Genomic DNA, 16,541 nt, shown 5'->3' on the forward strand with positions numbered 1-16,541 from the left:
CGTGCCGGTTCAGCACGACGGCGTGAGGTAGCGCAGCAGCAGGGTGTCGTCCTCGGCGAGTGCGGTGGCCAGGCGCAGGCCGGTGGGCGGGGTGGGCGGCCCGGTGGCGATCCGGCCGGCCGGGCCCGCGGTCAGCAACGGGGAGACGGTCAGACGGAGTTCGTCGACCAGTCCGGCGGCGGTCAGCGCCCCGAACAGATGGGGCCCGCCTTCGCAGTCGATGCGCCGCAGCCCCCGCCGGGTGAGTGCGGAGACCGCTGCGGCCAGGTCGACGGTGTCCTCGCCCGCGACGACGACGTCCGCTCCGGCCTCCTGCCAGGCCCGACGCGTGGGCACGGGTACCGAAGCGCAGGTCAGGACGATGGTCGGGACGCGCGCCCGGGTGATGACGGGGGCTTCTGCGGGCAGTGTCCTGCCGGTGCTCACGACGGCCGTCGGCGGGACGTCGGCCAGGCCGAGGCGGCGCCGGCGGTCGAGGGTCTGCCGGTCGGGGTGGACGCCGCGGAAGCCCTCGACCATGGCGGTGGTGGCGCCGATCAGCAGGACGTCGGCGAGGTCGCTGCCGAGCCGCAGCACCTTGCGGTCGGGCGGGGTGGACAGGGGCCTGGCCAGGCCGCCGACTTCCACGGCCCCGTCGGCGCTGGCGACGAAGTTGACGGCGAGCCAGCGCTCACGGTCCGGGTAGGTGTAGAGGCGTTCCAGTTCGTCGTCGTCGATGGGCCGGGCGTGTTCGGCGGGCCAGATCAGATGCATCAGGCGATCCAGGTACTCGTACGGGCGGGGGGACGGCTGCCGTCGATGCCCGCGGCCATCTCGACGACGTGCCGGGTGGGCAGGACCTGGTGGGCCCGGAAGACGGCGGCGCCGTCCCTGGCGGCGATGGCGGTCGCCGCCAGGGTGCCGGCCAGCCGGTCCTCCAGTTCCACATTCAGCATCTCGCCCACGAACGTCTTGTTGGACAGTGCCATCAGGACCGGCCACCCGGTCCGGGTGAACTCGCGGAGGTTGCGGAGCAGGAGGAGGTGGTCGGCGGTGTTCTTGCCGTAGCCGGTGGCGTCGACGAGGATGCCGCCGCGAGGTACGCCGGCGGCTTCGGCCCGCTCCGCCAGCTCGAGGACGGAGGTGCGGACGGCGGCCACCACGTCGGGGTAGTCGGGCCGGAAGGGTTCGGCGCGGGGAGCGCGGCCGCCGGTGTGCGTGCACACGTAGCCGGCCCCGTGCTCGGCGGCCACCTCGATCAGTTTCGGGTCGGCGGCGGCCCAGGCGTCGTTGAGGATGTCCGCTCCGGCCCGGCAGGCGGCGTCGCCGACCTCGTGGCGCCAGGTGTCGATGCTGATCAGCAGGTCGGGGTAGCGGTCGCGGGCCCATTCCACCAGCGGAACGACACGGGCGACTTCTTCGGCGGTCGTGACTTCCTCTCCCGGACTGGCCGCGACTCCGCCGAGGTCTATCATGTCGGCGCCCTCGGTGACGGCCCGGGCGATGGCGGATTGGGCCGCCTCGGCGGCGAAGGTGGCACCCCGGTCGTAGAAGGAGTCCGGTGTGCGATTGACGATCGCCATCACCAGGGGCCGGTCGCGAACTACGCGGCGGCCGCGGAACTCCAGGTCGACTGCTGTGGTGGGCATGGTGTGTGCGGCTCCTGTCGTCGGCCGGTCGAGGGTGCGCAGCGTGTGCACCCCGGGATCCAGAGCGGTGACTGCGGTGTCACGGCGCGGGGTGATGCCGTGGTCGCGCCGGTAACCGGCCTCGCGGACCCAGTCCGGCGCCCACGATCAGGATCCGCCGGGGCGGGCGCTGCGGTGCGCTCATGACTGCCTCCCCATGGCCTGGTGCGTTGTTCTGCTACCGCTGGATGCCGGTGAGGGCGAGGAACTCCTGCCGGGAGGCCGCGTCCTCGCGCAGCGTTCCCAGCAGGGTGGAGGTGACGGTTCTCGATCCGGTGGCCCGCACTCCGCGCAGGGTCATGCAGGTGTGTTCGGCTTCGACGACGACCCCGACTCCCCGGGGCTGCAACTGTTCGGCGAGGTGGTCGGCGACCTGCTTGGTCAGCCGTTCCTGCACCTGGGGCCGGCAGGCGTAGTGCTCCACCACCCGGGCCAGCTTCGACAGCCCGAGGATGCGCGCGCCGGGCAGGTAGCCGACGTGTGCCACCCCCACGAAGGGCAGCATGTGGTGCTGGCAGACCGAACGCAGGGGAATGTCGCGGGCCAGGACGAGTTCGTCGTAGCCCTCGTCGTTGGGGAACGTGGTCATCCGGAACGGGCGCGCGTTGAGCAGTTCGGCGTAGCCGCGGGCCATCCGGCCGGGCGTGTCCCGCGTCCCCTCGCCGTCCACCACGACCCCAAGCGCCCGCAGGAACTCCCGGGCGGCCCGCTCGGCGGCCTCCAGGTCGGGCCCGGTGACCTCGTCGGGCCCGGTGACATCCTCGATCACCTGCAGTGCGGCTGTGGCAGTCATATCCACGGATCCTCCTGTGACATGTGCACGGCCCACGGCCCTCCGTGTATCGACAAGTCCCGTTGTTTTTACAGGCTGGTCACCGTGCCGGAGATTTGTCAAATCTCATTGGTGTTACATTGGGAATGTGGGTACGAACGAGGACCGTGACAGGGACGCCATCGGCGAACTGAGCAGCCTGGACGATCCGGTGCGGCGTCGGCTGTACGACTACGTGCGGACCCGCGACGAAGCCGTCAGCCGGGAGGACGCCGCGAAGGCGGCCGGGATCAGCCGCACGCTGGCGGCCTATCACCTGGACAAGCTCTCCGAGGCCGGCCTGCTGACCGCCGGCTACGCGCGGGCCGCCGGGCGCGGCGGCCCGGGGGCGGGCCGCCCGGCCAAGCGCTACACGCGAACGGACCGGGAGCTGTCGGTCAGCGTCCCGCCCCGCGACTACGCTCTGCTGGCCGGGGTGCTGGCCGAGGCCGTCACCGCGGACAGCTCCGGGGCGGTGCGGGAGGCCGTCGCGGCCGCCGCGCACGCGGCGGGCAGGGCGGCCGGTGGCGAGGACCTGACGGCGGCGCTGCGCGGCTGCGGCTACGAGCCCGCGACGACCGCCGAGGGAAGCATCGACCTGCGCAACTGCCCCTTCCACCGGCTCGCTCGCGAGCACACGGAACTGGTGTGCTGGCTCAACCTCCACCTGGTACGGGGCATGCTCGAAGCCGGCGGGCAGCAGCCCGGTCGTGCGGTGCTCGCACCCCGCCCCGGCCGCTGCTGCGTGGTCGTCGACCCGCCCGAGCGGGGGTCCGAAGCAACGTCCGCACGACGGCCGCACCGGGGCGGCCGGTAGTTTCCCGTCCTGATCCCCGCCTGCCTCCCTCCTTCGAAGGAATCCGGTCATGGACCTTCCTCGCATCTTCACCATCCGCGAGAGCAGCCATCGCATCCACAACCCCCTGACCCCGGCCAAGCTCGCCACCCTGGGCGAATCACTCCACCTCGACCCCGGGACCCGGGTGCTCGACCTGGCCAGCGGGTCGGGCGAAATGCTGTGCACCTGGGCCCGCGACCACGGAGTCACGGGCACCGGAGTGGACATCAGCACGGCCTTCACCGAGCGGGCCCGGGCCCGCGCCGACGAACTCGGCGTCGCCGACCGGGTCCAGTTCCTCCACGGCGACGCCTCGGACCATGTCGCGGACCAACCGGTCGATCTCGCCGCCTGCGTGGGCGCCACATGGATCGGGAACGGCGTCGCCGGAACGGCCGAACTGCTCCGGCGCAGCCTCCGCCCCGGCGGCCTGATGCTGATCGGCGAGCCCTACTGGCGGCGGACCCCTCCCGACGAGGAGACCGCCACGGCCTGCCACGCCGCTGCCATCGCCGACTTCCTGGAACTCCCGGACCTGATCGCGGAGTTCCAGGGGATCGGCTACGACGTGGTGGAAATGACGCTGGCCGACCAGGACAGCTGGGACCGGTACACCGCGGCCCAGTGGCTCACCATGCGCCGCTGGCTGGACCGTAACCCGGACGACGAACTGGCTCCCGAGGTACGGGAAGGTCTTGCCACCGAGCCCGTCCGCTACGCACGCGCCACACGTGAGTATCTCGGCTGGGGAGTCTTCGCCCTGATGAAACGCTGACGCCTCAGGCCAGCGCGTTCACCGCGGCCGAGAACACACGCGGCAGACGGGCGGCGGTGGGCATGATGCGGGGAGCGAGCGAGGGCTGTAAGCGCGCTCGCAGCAGGAGTTCGGTCAGCAGCCGGTGCCGGCGGGTCGCCCTGCGCCAGTCGGCCTCGTAGCGGCCGGGTGTGCCCCGGCGCAGGTTGGCGACCAGGGCCTCGGCGCCGACGAGGGCGAGGGCGACGCCCTCACCGGTCAGGGCGTCGACATATCCGGCGGCGTCGCCGACGAACAGGACTCTGCCGTGGGCCCGGGTGCGGGACCGCTGGCGCAGCGGTCCGGCGCCCCGCACCGAGGTGACGGCCCGCTCCGGCGAGAGTCGGGCCGCCAGACCGGGAAAGCCCTCCAGATGGGTGGTGAAGGAGGCGCGCCGGGTGGTCAGCACGGCGATGCCGACGAGCCGGGGGCCGATCGGGGTGACGTACGCCTCCGCGTCCCTGCCCCAGTGCACTTCGACGTACGGCGACCAGGGCGCCACCGCGTAGTGCCGGCGCAGCCCGTAGCGGGGTGCGCCACGGGCCGGCACCTCCAGGCCGAGGGAGCGGCGCACACGTGAGTGCAGGCCGTCCGCCGCGACCAGCCACCGGGAGCGCAGCCCCGTGCCGGGCACGCTCACGCCCCCACGGTCCTGCCGCACCTCTCCCACGCGCAGCGGCAGCACGGGCACCCCGGCCGCCAGCACGGCACGGTGCAGCACGCCGTGCAGGTCGGTGCGGCGGACGCCCATGCCGGGGCCGTGGCGGAACGTGGCCTGGACCCCGTGAGCCCCCTGGACGTAGCGGATGCCGCTGACGGGGACGCCGGGGACCGCAAGGCCGAGCGCGGCGAGCGAGCGGACCGCGCCGGGCATCAGCCCCTCGCCGCACGCCTTGTCGACCGGCGCCGGGCGGGGCTCGACGACGACCGTGTCGAGACCGGCGCGCGCCGCGTGCAGGGCGGTGGCGAGACCGGCGGGTCCGCCCCCGACGATCACCAGGTCGTGGTGGGCACTCACGCGGGCGCCGCCTGGGCGAGGGCCGTGTTCTCACAGCGCAGGCGGACGGTGAGCAGCATCGCGTTGGCCGCGGTGAAGACGGCCGCGGTCAGCCACGCGGAGTGCACCAGGGGCAGGGCGGCCACCTCCACCACGACCGCGACGTAGTTGGGGTGCCGCAGGAAGCGGTATGGTCCGGCGCCGACCAGACGCGTTCCCGGGACGACGATCACCCGGGTGTTCCAGTAGGGCCCGAGCGTCCCGATGCACCACCAGCGCAGGGCCTGCGCCGAGAGCGCCAGGGCCAGCATGGGCCACCCCAGGGCGGGCAGGAACGGGCGGTCGGCGAGCAGGGGTTCGAGCAGACAGCACGCGAGCAGCCCGGTGTGCAGGGCGACCATCACGGGGTAGTGGCCACGGCCGTGCTCCACTCCGGCGCGGGCGAGCGTCCACGCCGCGTTGCGGCGGGCGACGACGAGTTCGGCCACGCGTTCGACGGCGACGGCGAGGACGAGAAGCGCGTACCACGGCATGAGAGCACCTCACCAGCGCAGCAGGACGAGTTCGGAGCAGAACCCCGGGCCCATCGCCAGGAGCAGGCCCCAGGTGCCGGGCTCCGGTTCACGGCGTGCCCGGATGCCCTCCAGGATGTGCAGCACGGACACGGACGACATGTTCCCGACCGCCGCGAGGGAGCGCCGTGAGCAGTCCAGGGCGTCGTCGGACAGGCCGAGGGTCTCGCTCACCGCCGACAGGATCCGCGGGCCCCCGGGGTGGCAGATCCAGGTTCCGATGTCGTCGACGGTCAGCTCGTGCTCGGCCAGGAACGCGCGCAGATGCCGGCCGAAGTGGCCCCGGACGATGTCCGGGACACCGGCGTCGATCACGACGCGGAAGCCGGCGGCGCCGATCTCCCATCCGAGGAGCTGCTCGGTACCCGGGTACAGGTGACTGCGGGTGGCGACCACGCGGGGACCGGCCGCGGGTGCGACGGGGCCACTGCCGCCGCCGTCCGTGTTGCCGCCGCGGGCGACGAGTGCGGCGGCGCCGTCGCCGAAGAGCGCCCCGGCCACGAGGTTGGCACGCGAACCGTCACCGCGCTGGAGCGTGAGCGAGCACAGCTCCACGGTGAGCAGCACGGCGGTGTCGTCGGGGTGCCCGCGGAGGTGGTCGTGCACCCGGGCGAGACCGGCGGCGCCCGCGACGCACCCGAGCCCGAACAGCGGAAGCCGTTTGACGTCGGGCCGCAGCCCCATGCGCCCCGCCAGCCGGGCGTCGAGCGACGGCGCGGCCACGCCCGTGATCGAGGCGAACACCAGCAGGTCGACGTCGGCCGGTGCCAGCCCCGCCTCGCGCAGCGCGCCCGAAAGGGCCTCCTCGCCCAGTTCGAGCCCCGCCTCGATCCACGCGTCGTTGCTGCGCCCGAAGTCACCGAGCCGGGCGTACCGCTCGATCGGCAGGGCGAGGTGACGCGTACGCACCCCCGCGGACGCGTGCACACGGTGCAACAGGGCGCGGTCCGCCCCGGGGGGCAGGCACAGGTCGCCGATGGGCCCGGTGAGCTCGTGCTGGGCGTACCGGTGCGGGGGCAGCGCGCACCGCACGGCGGCGATGCGGGGACCCGCCGCGGAGGGTGGCGCCGGGCGCCGCGCGGGGGAAGGGGGAGCGGACGGGGAGGGGGCATGCTCGACGAGCACGGGGACACGCATGTCGTTCATGCCTTCCTCGGCCGCCGGTCCCACTACCGTGCGTACGTGTCACTCCACCCGTCTGGGGTTCTCCCGCGCTCGTCCGGCAGAGTCGTGGCGCTGCTGCGCGCCTGCCATCCGGAACCGACGGTCGCCGTCACCGTCTTCGTGGCGGTCCTGGCGGCCGGAGCCGGCCGCGGGCCGGCCGGGTCGGCGGCCGTGGTCCTCGCCGTACTCGCCGGCCAGCTCTCGATCGGCTGGTGCAACGACGCGGTCGACGCACGGCGCGACACGGCCTGCCGACGCGGTGACAAGCCGGTGGGTACCGGGGCGCTTCCGCGTGCCGCTGCCGCCGCCGCGGCGGGCACGGCCCTGGTCCTGTGCGTACCCCTTTCCCTGCTGTGCGGGCTCGCCGCGGGAGCGACCCACCTGGTGGGGGTGGCCGCCGGCTGGGCGTACAACCTGCGGCTGAAGCGGACGGTCCTCTCGCCGCTGCCGTACGCCGTGGGTTTCGCCTCCCTGCCGGCCTTCGTCACCCTCGGTCCGCCCCTGTCGGCCTGGCCCGCCTGGTGGGCCACGACCGCCGGTGCCCTGCTGGGCGTGGGGGCCCACCTGGCGAATGTGCTTCCGGACATCGAGGACGACCTGGCCACGGGGGTGCGCGGGCTGCCGCAGCGGCTGCACCGGCCGGCCTGCCGCCGGCTCGCGCCGGTCGTGATGTCGGCCGCCGTGGGAGTGCTCGTCGTGGGACCGCCCGGCGCGCCCGGAGTCATGGACCGGGTGCTGACGGGGGCAGCCGTGGCCGCCGCCGTGGCGGGCACGGCCGTACGGTCGGGAACCCGCAGCCGGTGGCCGTTCCGGGCGGCCATCGTGGTGGCCGGGATCGCGGTGGCGCAACTGCTGCTGCACGCTCCCGACATGAGCTGAGCGCGGGCTGCGAACCCCGGCCGCACTCCGAACAGACGCGGTGCGTTGGTCGGTTCGCGAGTCCTGAGGTGCACTGGGACCGGTGGCCCCGAAGCGGGGCCGGGTGCTGCCCGCGAGGCGGCCCGACGGTCGAGGAGACCCCCATGAAACGCATCAGGACAGCCACCGCGCTGGCCGCAGCCCTGCTGGTCACCGGCGCGGCGGCAGGGTGTTCGGACGACGGTGGCGGCGGCAGCGCCGGCGGCACCGAGACCCGCAACGCCGCGGACGCGCCGGACACCGACGTCGTACCGGCCGCGACCTCGTCGAGCGCCCCCGCGGTCGACATCAAGGACGGCACCTACGGCAAGTCGCTCGTCGACGAGAAGGGCCGGACCCTCTACCTCTTCGAGAAGGACTCGAAGGACAAGTCGAAGTGCGACGGCGACTGTGCAAAGGCGTGGCCGCCGTTCACGGTCAAGTCGACCCCGGCCGCGGGCAAGGGGGTGAAGAAGGACCTGCTCAAGACCACCAAGCGGGACGACGGCTCCGAGCAGGTGACGTACAACGGGCACCCGCTGTACCGGTTCGCCGACGACCAGAAGCCCGGCGACACCAACGGGCAGGACGTCGACGCCTTCGGCGCCAAGTGGTTCGTCGTCGACCCCGACGGCGACAAGATCACCACCAAGCCCAAGACCGGCGACGGCGGCTACTGACCTCCGGCCGGACCGGCCCACCAGCGCTCGGAGACTCCATGCCGTTCCCGTTTCCCACCGGTGCCGCCCGACTCGCCGCGGCCGGCGCCTGCGCGCTCGCCCTGACCACCCTCGTCGGATGTTCCGACGGGGGAGGCGGTGGCGGCGACGGCGCGACCGAGACGGCCACCCGCTCGTCCGCGAGCGGCGGGACGCAGGTCGTGATCAAGGACTTCAAGTTCCAGCCCGCCTCCCTGACCGTCTCTCCCGGGACGAAGGTCACCGTCGTCAACAAGGACTCGACCACGCACACCCTGACGGCGTCCAAGGGCGGATCGTTCGACACCGGAGACATCGCCCCCGGCAAGAGCGCCACCTTCACGGCGCCGTCCACGGCGGGCGACTTCCCTTACACGTGCACGATCCACCCGTTCATGAAGGGCACGCTCACCGTCGAGTGACCCCGGCCGGTGGCCCCTCGGCCGCGAGAACGAAAGACCTGCCATGTCATCACAGCCCACCGCTCCGTCCCCCCGCCGAGGGGGCGCCGGCCAGGTCGTACGGGGTGCCGTGCGGGTGCTCGCCGCCGCCGGTCTCGCCGTGGACGCGTACCTGCACGCGCACCTCGCCGACCGGTACGACGCCATCTCGTCGAGTGTCGGCCAGGGCACCCTCTTCCGCCTCGAGGCGGCCCTCGCGGCACTGGCCGCCCTGCTCGTCCTCGTCTGGCGCCGGCTCCCCGGAGACCTCTTCGCCGCGTTGGTGGCGGTCGGCGGGCTCGCGCTGCTGCTCGTGTACCGCTACGTGGACGTCGGCGAACTGGGGCCGATCCCGGACATGTACGAGCCGGTCTGGTACGGCGAGAAGGAAGCCACCGCGATCGCCCAGGCCGTCGCCGCACTCGCCACGCTGTACCTGCTGCTCGTCCGGCCCCGAGGCGGTCGCCGCCACTGAGTCCGTGAGCAGTGGTTGAATATGAATGTCGTTTTCCCTTAACGTCTGACCATCGCGTGTCGGCCGCGCCCGCGGCCGCAGGGGAGGGGCCCTCATGTCCTTGGCAGGCCAGGCGTTCGGATCCGGGAGAGTCGGCGTCGAGCGGGACCGGTGTGCCGGAGCGGGGCAGTGCGTCCTCGCCGCGCCGGGTGTCTTCGACCAGGACGAGGAGGACGGGCTCGTGCGCGTGCTCGCCGAGCGGCCCTCCGCGGCCGAGTCGGACGCCGTGCGGGCGGCCGTACGGGCCTGCCCGTCCGGAGCGCTCACTCTCCGCTAGCCCGCGCGGGCCGCCCGTCTTCCGGCCTCCCGCCCGGTCTTCCCGCCCCACTTCACGCGCCGCAGCTGTCGCGCGGCGCTCGGTTCAGCTCAGCAGAACGTCAAGGAGAAGCATGTCCAGACAGATCGATCGCCGTGCCTTCCTCCGTCGCGGCGCGGCGGGCGCCGCGGCTCTCGCGGTGGGACCCGGCCTGCTGGCGGCGTGCTCCACCGACGAGCCCGGCTCCGCCGGAAAGCCCGGACCGGGGTCCTCGCCCCGCTCCGGCGGCACGCTCCGCGCCGCCTTCGTCGGCGGCGGCGCCTCCGAGACCCTGGACTTCTTCAACGGCCCCTCCGCACTGGACCTCGTACGGGCCCGGGCCTGGCACGGCACATTGGGCAACCTCGATCCCGGCAGTCCTGACGGGGTGCGGTACGGCGTGCTCAAGGGAATCGACATCGCCGACGACCTGTCGGCCTACACGCTGCACGTGCGGCCCGGCGTCCGCTTCACCGACGGCTCCAGGCTGACCTCCGCCGACATCCTGCACTCGCTCAGCGGACTCGCGGCCCGGAGCAAACTGCCCGTCTACCGGCTCGCCGCCGCCAACTTCGACCTCGCGCGCGCCAAGGCCGACGGCGACCTGAAGGTCGTACTGCCCACCCTGCGGCCCATCGCCGACGGCCGCCTGATCCTCTGCCAGGGCAACTTCCTCGTCGTCAAGGACGGCACCAAGGACTTCCGCGAGTCCATGCCCAGCTGCGGTCCCTTCCGGCTGACCGGGTTCACGGCCGGCCAGGGATCGGCGTTCGAGCGCTACGACGACCACTACGGTCACGTCCCCCACCTCGACGGCCTGGAGCTGCGGTCCATCGCGGACTCGACGGCCAGGGCAGGGGCGCTCACCGGTGGCGCGGTCGACTTCGCCCACGACCTCTCGCCCGTCACCGCGCGGACCCTCGCGGACGACGCGAAGGTCGAACTGGCGCCCACGAAGAGCCCCTACCTGGTCGGTCTCTCCTTCCAGCTGAACATGAGCGCCGAGCCCTTCGACGACCCGCGGGTCAGGGAGGCGTTCAAACTCGCGGTCGACCGCGAGGCCATGGTGAAGACCGTCTTCTACGGCAACGCCGAGATCGGCAACGACCTGCCCTCCCTCGGCTTCCCCGACTACGCCGACGGCATCCCCCAGCGCGCCCACGATCCCGAGCGGGCCCGCGCCCTTCTCAAGGAGGCCGGTGCCGACGGGGTGAAGGTCCGGCTGACCACCGGCCCCGAGACTCCGGGCATGGTGGAGATGGCCACCCTCTTCGTCGAGGACCTGAAGAAGATCGGCGTGCGGGCTTCCGTCCGCGAGCTGCCCCCGGGCCAGCTCTACGCCGACTTCCCGGCGTACTCGGCGCTGCAACTGGCCGGCTCGTACCAGATGCCCATTCCCGCGCTGTCCACCTACCAGATGAACACGGCCGGCGGATCGCCGTCCGCGTTCGGCTGGAAGAAGTCCGAGACCGACGCCCTCGTGGCCAAGGCGCGCGCCGAGCGCGACCCGGAGCGGGCGAGGGAACTGGGCACACAGGCCCAGCGCACGCGCTGGGACGAGGGCAACCAGGTGGTGCCGGTCTTCAAGCCGAACCTGAACGCCCAGGCCAAGGGGGTCGACGGGATACCCGACGACCTCTTCGAACAGTTCCCCGGCTTCTCCCGGGCGTCGCTGGCGTGAACCTGCTCGCCTTCGCGGCCCGCCGCCTCGCGGGGGCCGCCGTCCTGCTCGTCCTGCTGTCGGCCGCGGTCTTCGCGGCCACGGCGGTCCTTCCCGGAGACGCCGTCAGCGCGGTCGCCGGCGTGGATGCCACCGAGGCGCAACGCGCCGAGGTCCGGGCCGGACTCGGGCTGGACCGGCCCGCCGTCGAGCGGTACGCCGACTGGGCGGCAGGCGCGGTCCGGGGGGATCTGGGCCGCGGCTTCGTGGGGGAGCGGCCGGTCACCGACGTTCTCGCCACCCGCCTGCCCAACAGCCTGCTCCTCGCCGGACTGACCCTCGCGGTCACCGCGCCGCTCGCCACGCTGCTCGGCCTGTGGACGGGGCTGCGCGGCGGCGTCGCCGACCGGGTCGTCTCGACGTCCGCCCAGATCCTGGCCGCCGTACCGGAGTTCGTCGTCGCCGCCCTGCTCGTCGCGGTACTGGCGGTGTGGCTGGAGGTGCTGCCGCGTGTCTCCGTCATCCCTCTGGGAGGCACCCCGCTCGACGCCCCGCACGCGCTGGTGCTGCCCGTACTGACGCTCAGCGCGGTCGGCCTGGCGGTGGCCACCAGGCTGCTGCGGGCCTCCGTCGCGGACACCGCGGCCACACCGTACTGCGAAGCCGCACGGCTCAACGGCGTGCGCGGCGTGCGCCTCGCGGTACGCCACATCCTGCCCAACGCGGCCGGACCGGCCGTGCAGGCGCTCACCCTCACCACGGGGGCGCTGGTCGGCTCCGCGGTGGTGGTGGAGAACGTCTTCGACTACCCGGGCATCGGCCGGGAGCTGCAACTGGCCGTCGCGGCACGGGACGTACCGATGGTGCAGGGCATCGCCACCGCCCTGGTCGCGGTGCTGCTCGCGGTGCTGCTGCTGGGCGACGTCTGCGCGCGTCTGCTGGGGGCGCGGGAGGGGCACGGACGATGACGACGGTACTGACACCACCGCGGAGGCGGGCACGCACGGCCCGCACCGCAGGACGCCGACGACCGCCGCTGCTCACCGGAGCGGTCACGTTGCTCGTGCTCCTCCTCGCCCTTCTGGGTCCGCTGGCCGCGCCGCACAGCCCCACCGCGCAGCTCGCCGCGCCCTTCCAGCAGCCGGACGGGCAGTTCCTCCTCGGCACCGACGTGCTGGGCAGGGACGTGGCGAGCCGGGTGCTCGGCGGCGGCCGCACCATCGTCCTCACCGCGCTGGCGGGAACGGCGGCGGCCGGCGCCGTCGGCATGAGCGCCGGTGTCCTGGCGGCCATGGTCTCCCACCGGCTGGGCGACCTGACGGTCCGCTGCGTGGACGCCCTCGCCGTGCTCCCCGCCCTCCTGGTCGTCCTCGTGCTGGCCGCCGGTTTCCCCGGCAGCGACGCCGCCCTCGTGACAGCCGTCGCCCTGGCCACCGCCCCCTTCTCCACCCGGGTGCTGCGCGCCGCGGCGGACACGGTCCTGCACAGCGGGTACGTCGAGGCGGCCCTGGCCCGGGGCGACACCCGCAGGGCCGTGCTGCGCCACGACGTGCTGCCCAACATCGCCGGACCGGCCCTCACGGACACCGCGTTGCGCCTGGTCGCCTCCCTGCACCTCACCGCCACCGCGGGCTTCCTCGGCCTCGGACGGGGAGGAGCGGCGCCCGACTGGGGACGCATGGTGAGCGAGAACGCCCCCGGGGCGACACTGGCCGCCGCGCCCTTCCTCGCTCCGGCCCTGCTGCTCGTACTGCTGTCCGTCTGCGTCGGTCTGCTGGCCGGACGGCTGGCGGACACGGTGGGGAAGGGGGCCGTGTGACCGGGAACATGACCGCCCCACCGTCGGGGGCGGACCCGCTGGTCGAGATCAGCGGGCTGTCCCTCGGCCCCGCGCAGGGCGGCCCGCCCGTCCTGCACGACGCCCGCCTGACGCTGCCGCGCGGACAGGTGCTGGGGGTGGTCGGCAGGTCCGGATCGGGCAAGAGCAGCCTGGCGTACAGCCTGCTCGGGCATGTCCGCCCCGGCCTGGAGGTGCGCTCCGGAACCGTCCGCGTGGCCGGCCTCGACCCGTTCGACCGTGCGGACGCCCGCCGACTGCGGGGCCGCGTGGTGTCGTTCCTGGGGCAGGACCCCGCCTCCTCGCTCAACCCCGCCCTCCGGATCGGCACGCAGATCGCCGAAGCGGTCCGACTGCGCTCGCCCGTGAGACGTGCGTACGAGGTCCGTGCACAGGTCGAGGAACTGCTGCTGTCCGTGCGGCTGCCGGCCGACCGGGCGTTCCGGCGGCGGCTGCCGCGTCAGGTGTCGGGAGGGCAGGCGCAACGGGTGGCTCTCGCCCTCGCCCTGGCGGGTACGCCGGCCCTGCTGGTCCTCGACGAGCCGACCAGCGGTCTGGACACGGTGCTCGCGGACCGGATGCGCGGTCTGCTGACCGAGGTCCTGTCCGACGGGGACCGCGCCGCGTTGCTGGTCAGCCACGACCCGGCGTGGATCGCGTCCGTGGCACACGATGTCGTCCGCCTGGAAGGAGGCCGGATCGCCGATGCCGGGAAGCCCGACGCGCCGGTGCCCGCCCCGCGGCCGTCCGCAGGCCTCCCGGCCGGTGGCGGCCCCGGCCCGGGCGGTGCGCCGCGTAGGCACTCCGGCAATGCGCCGCGTACCGGCTCCGGCGCTGCGCCGCGTACCGGCTCCGGCGGCGCGCTGTCCGTGCGCGGGCTCGACGCGTCCCACGGGCGTGAGTCCGTGCTGCACGACATCTCCCTCACCGTCCCGGCAGGTTCCTGCACCGCCGTCGTGGGTCCCTCGGGTTCCGGCAAGACCACCCTCGCCCGGTGCCTCGCGGGGCTGCACCGGCCCGCGCGGGGGAGCGTCGAGTGGCGGGAGGACGGTGCGGAGGGAGGGCGCGGCGCCCCGGTGCAGCTCGTCGCACAGGATGCGCGCGGCGCCCTCAACCCACGGGAGTCCGTGCGCGCCGCACTCATGCGACCCCTAAGGCTGCGCCATTCCGCCGACGCCGCCTCCCGCGAAGCCGCACGGCTGCTCGGCCTGGTCTCGCTGGACACCGATGTGCTGGCCCGCCGGCCGGGGGAGCTGTCGGGAGGCCAGCGCCAACGCGTGGCACTGGCACGGACGTTGGCCGCCCGGCCACGTGTCCTGGTCTGTGACGAGATCACCTCCGCGCTGGACCCGGAGACGGCGAGCGGCGTCCTGGCCCTCCTGGACTCGCTGCGCCGGACGCTGGGAGTGACGGTCGTGATGGTGACGCACGACCTGACCGCCGCCGTCCACCACGCGGAGCGGGTCGTCGTCCTGGACGCGGGCCGGGTGGCCGAGGCCGGTCCCGCGGACCAGGTGCTCACCGCCCCCGGGCACCCCGTCACCAGGGCACTGCTCACCCACGCCGACGGTGCCGTCCTCGCCGTACCGGATCAGCGGCGGTGAAGGACGTCTTAGGGCAGGCGGGAGGAGCGCCCCGGTCACCGGGCGCTCCTCCGCGCCGGGCCTCACTGCCGGGGCAACCGCCGTGCCAGTGCCGCCTTGTCGACCTTCCCGACCGCGGTGAGCGGAAGCCGGGAAACGTGCACCACCTCGTCCGGAGCCTTGTACCCGGCCAGCCCGCGCTCCTTCAGATGGGCGGCGACCGCCCGGATGCCGGGGGCAGCGCCCGTACAGACGACGAAGGCGACCGACCGCTCGCCCCACCGCTCGTCCGGCACCCCGACCAGCGCCGCCGCCGTGATCGCGGGATGCGTCAGCAGCTGCTCCTCCACCTCCACCGCGGCGACCTTCTCGCCGCCACGGTTGATCTGGTCCTTGAGCCGCCCCACCACCACGAGGTGACCGGACGGCAGGCGCCGCACCACGTCTCCGGAGCGGTAGTAGCCGTCCGGCGTGAACGCCGTGCGGTTGTGCTCCTCGGCGCGGTAGTAGCCACGCAACGTGTACGGACCCCGGGTGAGCAGCTCACCCGCCGTACCGTCCGGCACGGGCCTGCCGTCGGCGTCCACCACGAGCACCTCGTCGTCCGGCGAGACCGGCCGGCCCTGGGTGGCGCAGACCAGGTCCTCGCTGTCGTCGAGGCGGGTGAGGTTGATCAGGCCCTCCGCCATGCCGAAGACCTGTTGCACGGTCACCCCGAGCGCCGGTCCGAGCTTGCGGGCATGGTCCTCGGGCAGCCGCGCCCCGCCGACCTGCACCACCGAGAGGCTGCCGAGGTCCCAGGAACCGGACGCGGCCTCGTCCGTCCAGTGGGGGACGAGCGGGGGCGTCAGCGAGGTCAGGGTCACACCCTCCCGCTCGACGAGAGCGAACGCCGTCTGCGGGCTGGGGTCGGGCGCGACGACGACCGTTCCCCCGGCCATGAGGGTGCCCAGCACGCCGGGGCAGGCGAAGGCGAAGTTGAACCCGAGGGGCAGCACCGCCAGGTACACGGTGCGCGTGTCGAGTGCGCAGACCTCGGCGCAGGCACGCGCGTTGTAGGAGTAGTCGTCGTGGGTGCGCGGGATGAGTTTGGGAAGTCCCGTGGTGCCGCCGGACAGCAGCAGGAGGGCGACATCGGCGGCCTCCGCCGCGTCCTCGTCCGATGCGGGACCGGACCCGGGACCCGACGCGGACGGCGCGTCCGTGAGCAGCGCCTCGAAGGAGACGAAGCCTTCGTCGGCCCCGGGATCGCCGACCACCACGACGTGCCGCAGCGTGCCGTCCGGCCCTTGCTCCGCCCGTACCTCGCGCATCAGTTCGCGGTGGTCGAACCGGGCGTGCCGGTCGGGCACCACGCAGGCCACGGCGCCCGCCACGCGCACCAGGTGGCCGATCTCCAGGCGCCGGTGGCCCGGCATGGCGTGCACCGGAACGGCACCGACGCGCTGCAGCCCGAACCACACCAGCACGAACTCCGCGCAATTGGGGAGCTGGACCACCACGCGGTCACCCCGCCCGATCCCGAGTCCCCTCAGTCCGCGGGCGACACGGTCCGCCTCGGCGTCCAGCTCCGCGTAGGTCCACCGCCGGGCGCCGTCGACCAGGGCGACATGCCCTCCATGGACCGCCGCACCCTCCCGCAGCCGGGCGGCGAAGGTCACCCCCTGCCAGTGCCCGGCGGCACGGTAGTGCGCTGATTCGGCTTCGGACCAGGTCCGTTGGGTCTCGCTCACGGGCTACGCCTCTCAACTTTTGCCGGGCCTCCGGCTCTGGCG

18 protein-coding genes are annotated in these 16,541 nt (G+C 73.7%); 11 read left to right on the plus strand and 7 right to left on the minus strand.

Annotated elements, in window-relative coordinates; all coding sequences use genetic code 11:
• Positions 1-9: 9 nt before the first annotated feature.
• From ACZ7MF_RS14185 to folE, 3 genes are all read right to left on the minus strand, one after another.
• Entirely contained in the window at positions 10-753 is a 744-nt protein-coding gene (locus ACZ7MF_RS14185; protein ID WP_471477002.1) for a pyrimidine reductase family protein, read from the minus strand.
• Positions 753-1,628 carry a dihydropteroate synthase gene (gene folP, locus ACZ7MF_RS14190; protein WP_471477003.1) on the minus strand — a complete coding sequence of 292 codons (876 nt, stop codon included), beginning with the start codon at positions 1,626-1,628 and terminating at the stop codon, positions 753-755. The genes ACZ7MF_RS14185 and folP overlap by 1 nt, the downstream gene beginning before the upstream one ends.
• A gap of 217 nt (positions 1,629-1,845) precedes the next feature.
• On the minus strand, positions 1,846-2,460 hold the full coding sequence (gene folE / locus ACZ7MF_RS14195; protein ID WP_471477005.1) for a GTP cyclohydrolase I FolE: 615 nt from the start codon (positions 2,458-2,460) through the stop codon (positions 1,846-1,848).
• A 127-nt stretch (positions 2,461-2,587) separates the two neighbouring features.
• Here folE and ACZ7MF_RS14200 point away from each other — a divergent pair, with 127 nt between their 5' ends.
• Both ACZ7MF_RS14200 and ACZ7MF_RS14205 read left to right on the plus strand, forming a co-directional pair.
• Positions 2,588-3,295, plus strand: coding sequence for a helix-turn-helix transcriptional regulator (locus tag ACZ7MF_RS14200; RefSeq protein WP_471477007.1), 708 nt, complete (start codon positions 2,588-2,590; stop codon positions 3,293-3,295).
• 49 nt (positions 3,296-3,344) lie between these two features.
• The gene (locus tag ACZ7MF_RS14205; RefSeq protein ID WP_471477009.1) at positions 3,345-4,091 is read left to right on the plus strand and encodes an SAM-dependent methyltransferase; all 747 of its coding nucleotides are present in this window, start codon (positions 3,345-3,347) and stop codon (positions 4,089-4,091) included.
• A 4-nt stretch (positions 4,092-4,095) separates the two neighbouring features.
• On the opposite strand, the gene ACZ7MF_RS14210 is transcribed toward ACZ7MF_RS14205, so the two are convergent.
• Genes ACZ7MF_RS14210 through ACZ7MF_RS14220 form a run of 3 tightly spaced genes read right to left on the minus strand, consistent with a single transcriptional unit; the run spans position 4,096 to position 6,815 of the window.
• Positions 4,096-5,127 carry an NAD(P)/FAD-dependent oxidoreductase gene (locus ACZ7MF_RS14210; RefSeq protein ID WP_471477011.1) on the minus strand — a complete coding sequence of 344 codons (1,032 nt, stop codon included), beginning with the start codon at positions 5,125-5,127 and terminating at the stop codon, positions 4,096-4,098.
• Entirely contained in the window at positions 5,124-5,639 is a 516-nt protein-coding gene (locus ACZ7MF_RS14215) for an isoprenylcysteine carboxyl methyltransferase family protein (protein ID WP_471477013.1), read from the minus strand. Before ACZ7MF_RS14215 ends, ACZ7MF_RS14210 begins: the two co-directional genes overlap by 4 nt.
• Positions 5,640-5,648: 9 nt before the next feature.
• Complete coding sequence (locus tag ACZ7MF_RS14220; RefSeq protein WP_471477238.1) at positions 5,649-6,815, minus strand: type III polyketide synthase; 1,167 nt, start codon at positions 6,813-6,815, stop codon at positions 5,649-5,651.
• Positions 6,816-6,860: 45 nt separating this feature from the next.
• Here ACZ7MF_RS14220 and ACZ7MF_RS14225 point away from each other — a divergent pair, with 45 nt between their 5' ends.
• The 9 genes from ACZ7MF_RS14225 to ACZ7MF_RS14265 all read left to right on the plus strand — a co-directional run bounded on the left by ACZ7MF_RS14225 (position 6,861) and on the right by ACZ7MF_RS14265 (position 14,787).
• Complete coding sequence (locus ACZ7MF_RS14225; protein ID WP_471477015.1) at positions 6,861-7,721, plus strand: UbiA family prenyltransferase; 861 nt, start codon at positions 6,861-6,863, stop codon at positions 7,719-7,721.
• A gap of 143 nt (positions 7,722-7,864) precedes the next feature.
• Positions 7,865-8,419: a COG4315 family predicted lipoprotein gene (locus ACZ7MF_RS14230; protein WP_471477017.1), complete on the plus strand. Its 555-nt coding sequence runs from the start codon at positions 7,865-7,867 to the stop codon at positions 8,417-8,419.
• Between the two features lie 38 nt (positions 8,420-8,457).
• Positions 8,458-8,859: a cupredoxin domain-containing protein gene (locus ACZ7MF_RS14235; RefSeq protein WP_471477019.1), complete on the plus strand. Its 402-nt coding sequence runs from the start codon at positions 8,458-8,460 to the stop codon at positions 8,857-8,859.
• 43 nt (positions 8,860-8,902) lie between these two features.
• A complete protein-coding gene (locus tag ACZ7MF_RS14240) occupies positions 8,903-9,352 on the plus strand; it encodes a hypothetical protein (RefSeq protein WP_471477021.1) in 450 nt (149 codons plus the stop codon).
• 94 nt (positions 9,353-9,446) lie between these two features.
• Positions 9,447-9,668 carry a ferredoxin gene (locus ACZ7MF_RS14245; RefSeq protein ID WP_388520267.1) on the plus strand — a complete coding sequence of 74 codons (222 nt, stop codon included), beginning with the start codon at positions 9,447-9,449 and terminating at the stop codon, positions 9,666-9,668.
• 112 nt (positions 9,669-9,780) lie between these two features.
• Entirely contained in the window at positions 9,781-11,367 is a 1,587-nt protein-coding gene (locus ACZ7MF_RS14250; RefSeq protein ID WP_471477023.1) for an ABC transporter substrate-binding protein, read from the plus strand.
• Entirely contained in the window at positions 11,364-12,314 is a 951-nt protein-coding gene (locus tag ACZ7MF_RS14255; protein WP_471477025.1) for an ABC transporter permease, read from the plus strand. The genes ACZ7MF_RS14250 and ACZ7MF_RS14255 overlap by 4 nt, the downstream gene beginning before the upstream one ends.
• Positions 12,311-13,165, plus strand: a complete 855-nt coding sequence (locus ACZ7MF_RS14260; protein WP_471477027.1) for an ABC transporter permease subunit — start codon at positions 12,311-12,313, stop codon at positions 13,163-13,165. Before ACZ7MF_RS14255 ends, ACZ7MF_RS14260 begins: the two co-directional genes overlap by 4 nt.
• Positions 13,162-14,787, plus strand: a complete 1,626-nt coding sequence (locus ACZ7MF_RS14265) for an ABC transporter ATP-binding protein (RefSeq protein ID WP_471477029.1) — start codon at positions 13,162-13,164, stop codon at positions 14,785-14,787. Before ACZ7MF_RS14260 ends, ACZ7MF_RS14265 begins: the two co-directional genes overlap by 4 nt.
• A gap of 62 nt (positions 14,788-14,849) precedes the next feature.
• Here the strand turns inward: ACZ7MF_RS14265 and ACZ7MF_RS14270 are convergent, their stop codons facing one another.
• Positions 14,850-16,499 (minus strand): (2,3-dihydroxybenzoyl)adenylate synthase, encoded by a 1,650-nt coding sequence (locus ACZ7MF_RS14270; protein WP_471477031.1) that lies wholly within the window; start codon positions 16,497-16,499, stop codon positions 14,850-14,852.
• Positions 16,500-16,541 lie beyond the last annotated feature (42 nt).

The sequence above is a fragment of the Streptomyces sp. NPDC111628 genome (assembly GCF_055635195.1).

What these genes read in the sequence shown, in the direction of transcription:
- ACZ7MF_RS14185 (WP_471477002.1), bottom strand. Translation starts at nt 753, where the DNA reads ATGCATCTGATCTGGCCCGCCGAACACGCCCGGCCCATCGACGACGAC.
- folP (WP_471477003.1), bottom strand. Translation starts at nt 1,628, where the DNA reads ATGCCCACCACAGCAGTCGACCTGGAGTTCCGCGGCCGCCGCGTAGTT.
- folE (WP_471477005.1), bottom strand. Translation starts at nt 2,460, where the DNA reads ATGACTGCCACAGCCGCACTGCAGGTGATCGAGGATGTCACCGGGCCC.
- ACZ7MF_RS14205 (WP_471477009.1), top strand. Translation starts at nt 3,345, where the DNA reads ATGGACCTTCCTCGCATCTTCACCATCCGCGAGAGCAGCCATCGCATC.
- ACZ7MF_RS14215 (WP_471477013.1), bottom strand. Translation starts at nt 5,639, where the DNA reads ATGCCGTGGTACGCGCTTCTCGTCCTCGCCGTCGCCGTCGAACGCGTG.
- ACZ7MF_RS14220 (WP_471477238.1), bottom strand. Translation starts at nt 6,815, where the DNA reads ATGCGTGTCCCCGTGCTCGTCGAGCATGCCCCCTCCCCGTCCGCTCCC.
- ACZ7MF_RS14230 (WP_471477017.1), top strand. Translation starts at nt 7,865, where the DNA reads ATGAAACGCATCAGGACAGCCACCGCGCTGGCCGCAGCCCTGCTGGTC.
- ACZ7MF_RS14235 (WP_471477019.1), top strand. Translation starts at nt 8,458, where the DNA reads ATGCCGTTCCCGTTTCCCACCGGTGCCGCCCGACTCGCCGCGGCCGGC.
- ACZ7MF_RS14240 (WP_471477021.1), top strand. Translation starts at nt 8,903, where the DNA reads ATGTCATCACAGCCCACCGCTCCGTCCCCCCGCCGAGGGGGCGCCGGC.
- ACZ7MF_RS14245 (WP_388520267.1), top strand. Translation starts at nt 9,447, where the DNA reads ATGTCCTTGGCAGGCCAGGCGTTCGGATCCGGGAGAGTCGGCGTCGAG.
- ACZ7MF_RS14250 (WP_471477023.1), top strand. Translation starts at nt 9,781, where the DNA reads ATGTCCAGACAGATCGATCGCCGTGCCTTCCTCCGTCGCGGCGCGGCG.
- ACZ7MF_RS14260 (WP_471477027.1), top strand. Translation starts at nt 12,311, where the DNA reads ATGACGACGGTACTGACACCACCGCGGAGGCGGGCACGCACGGCCCGC.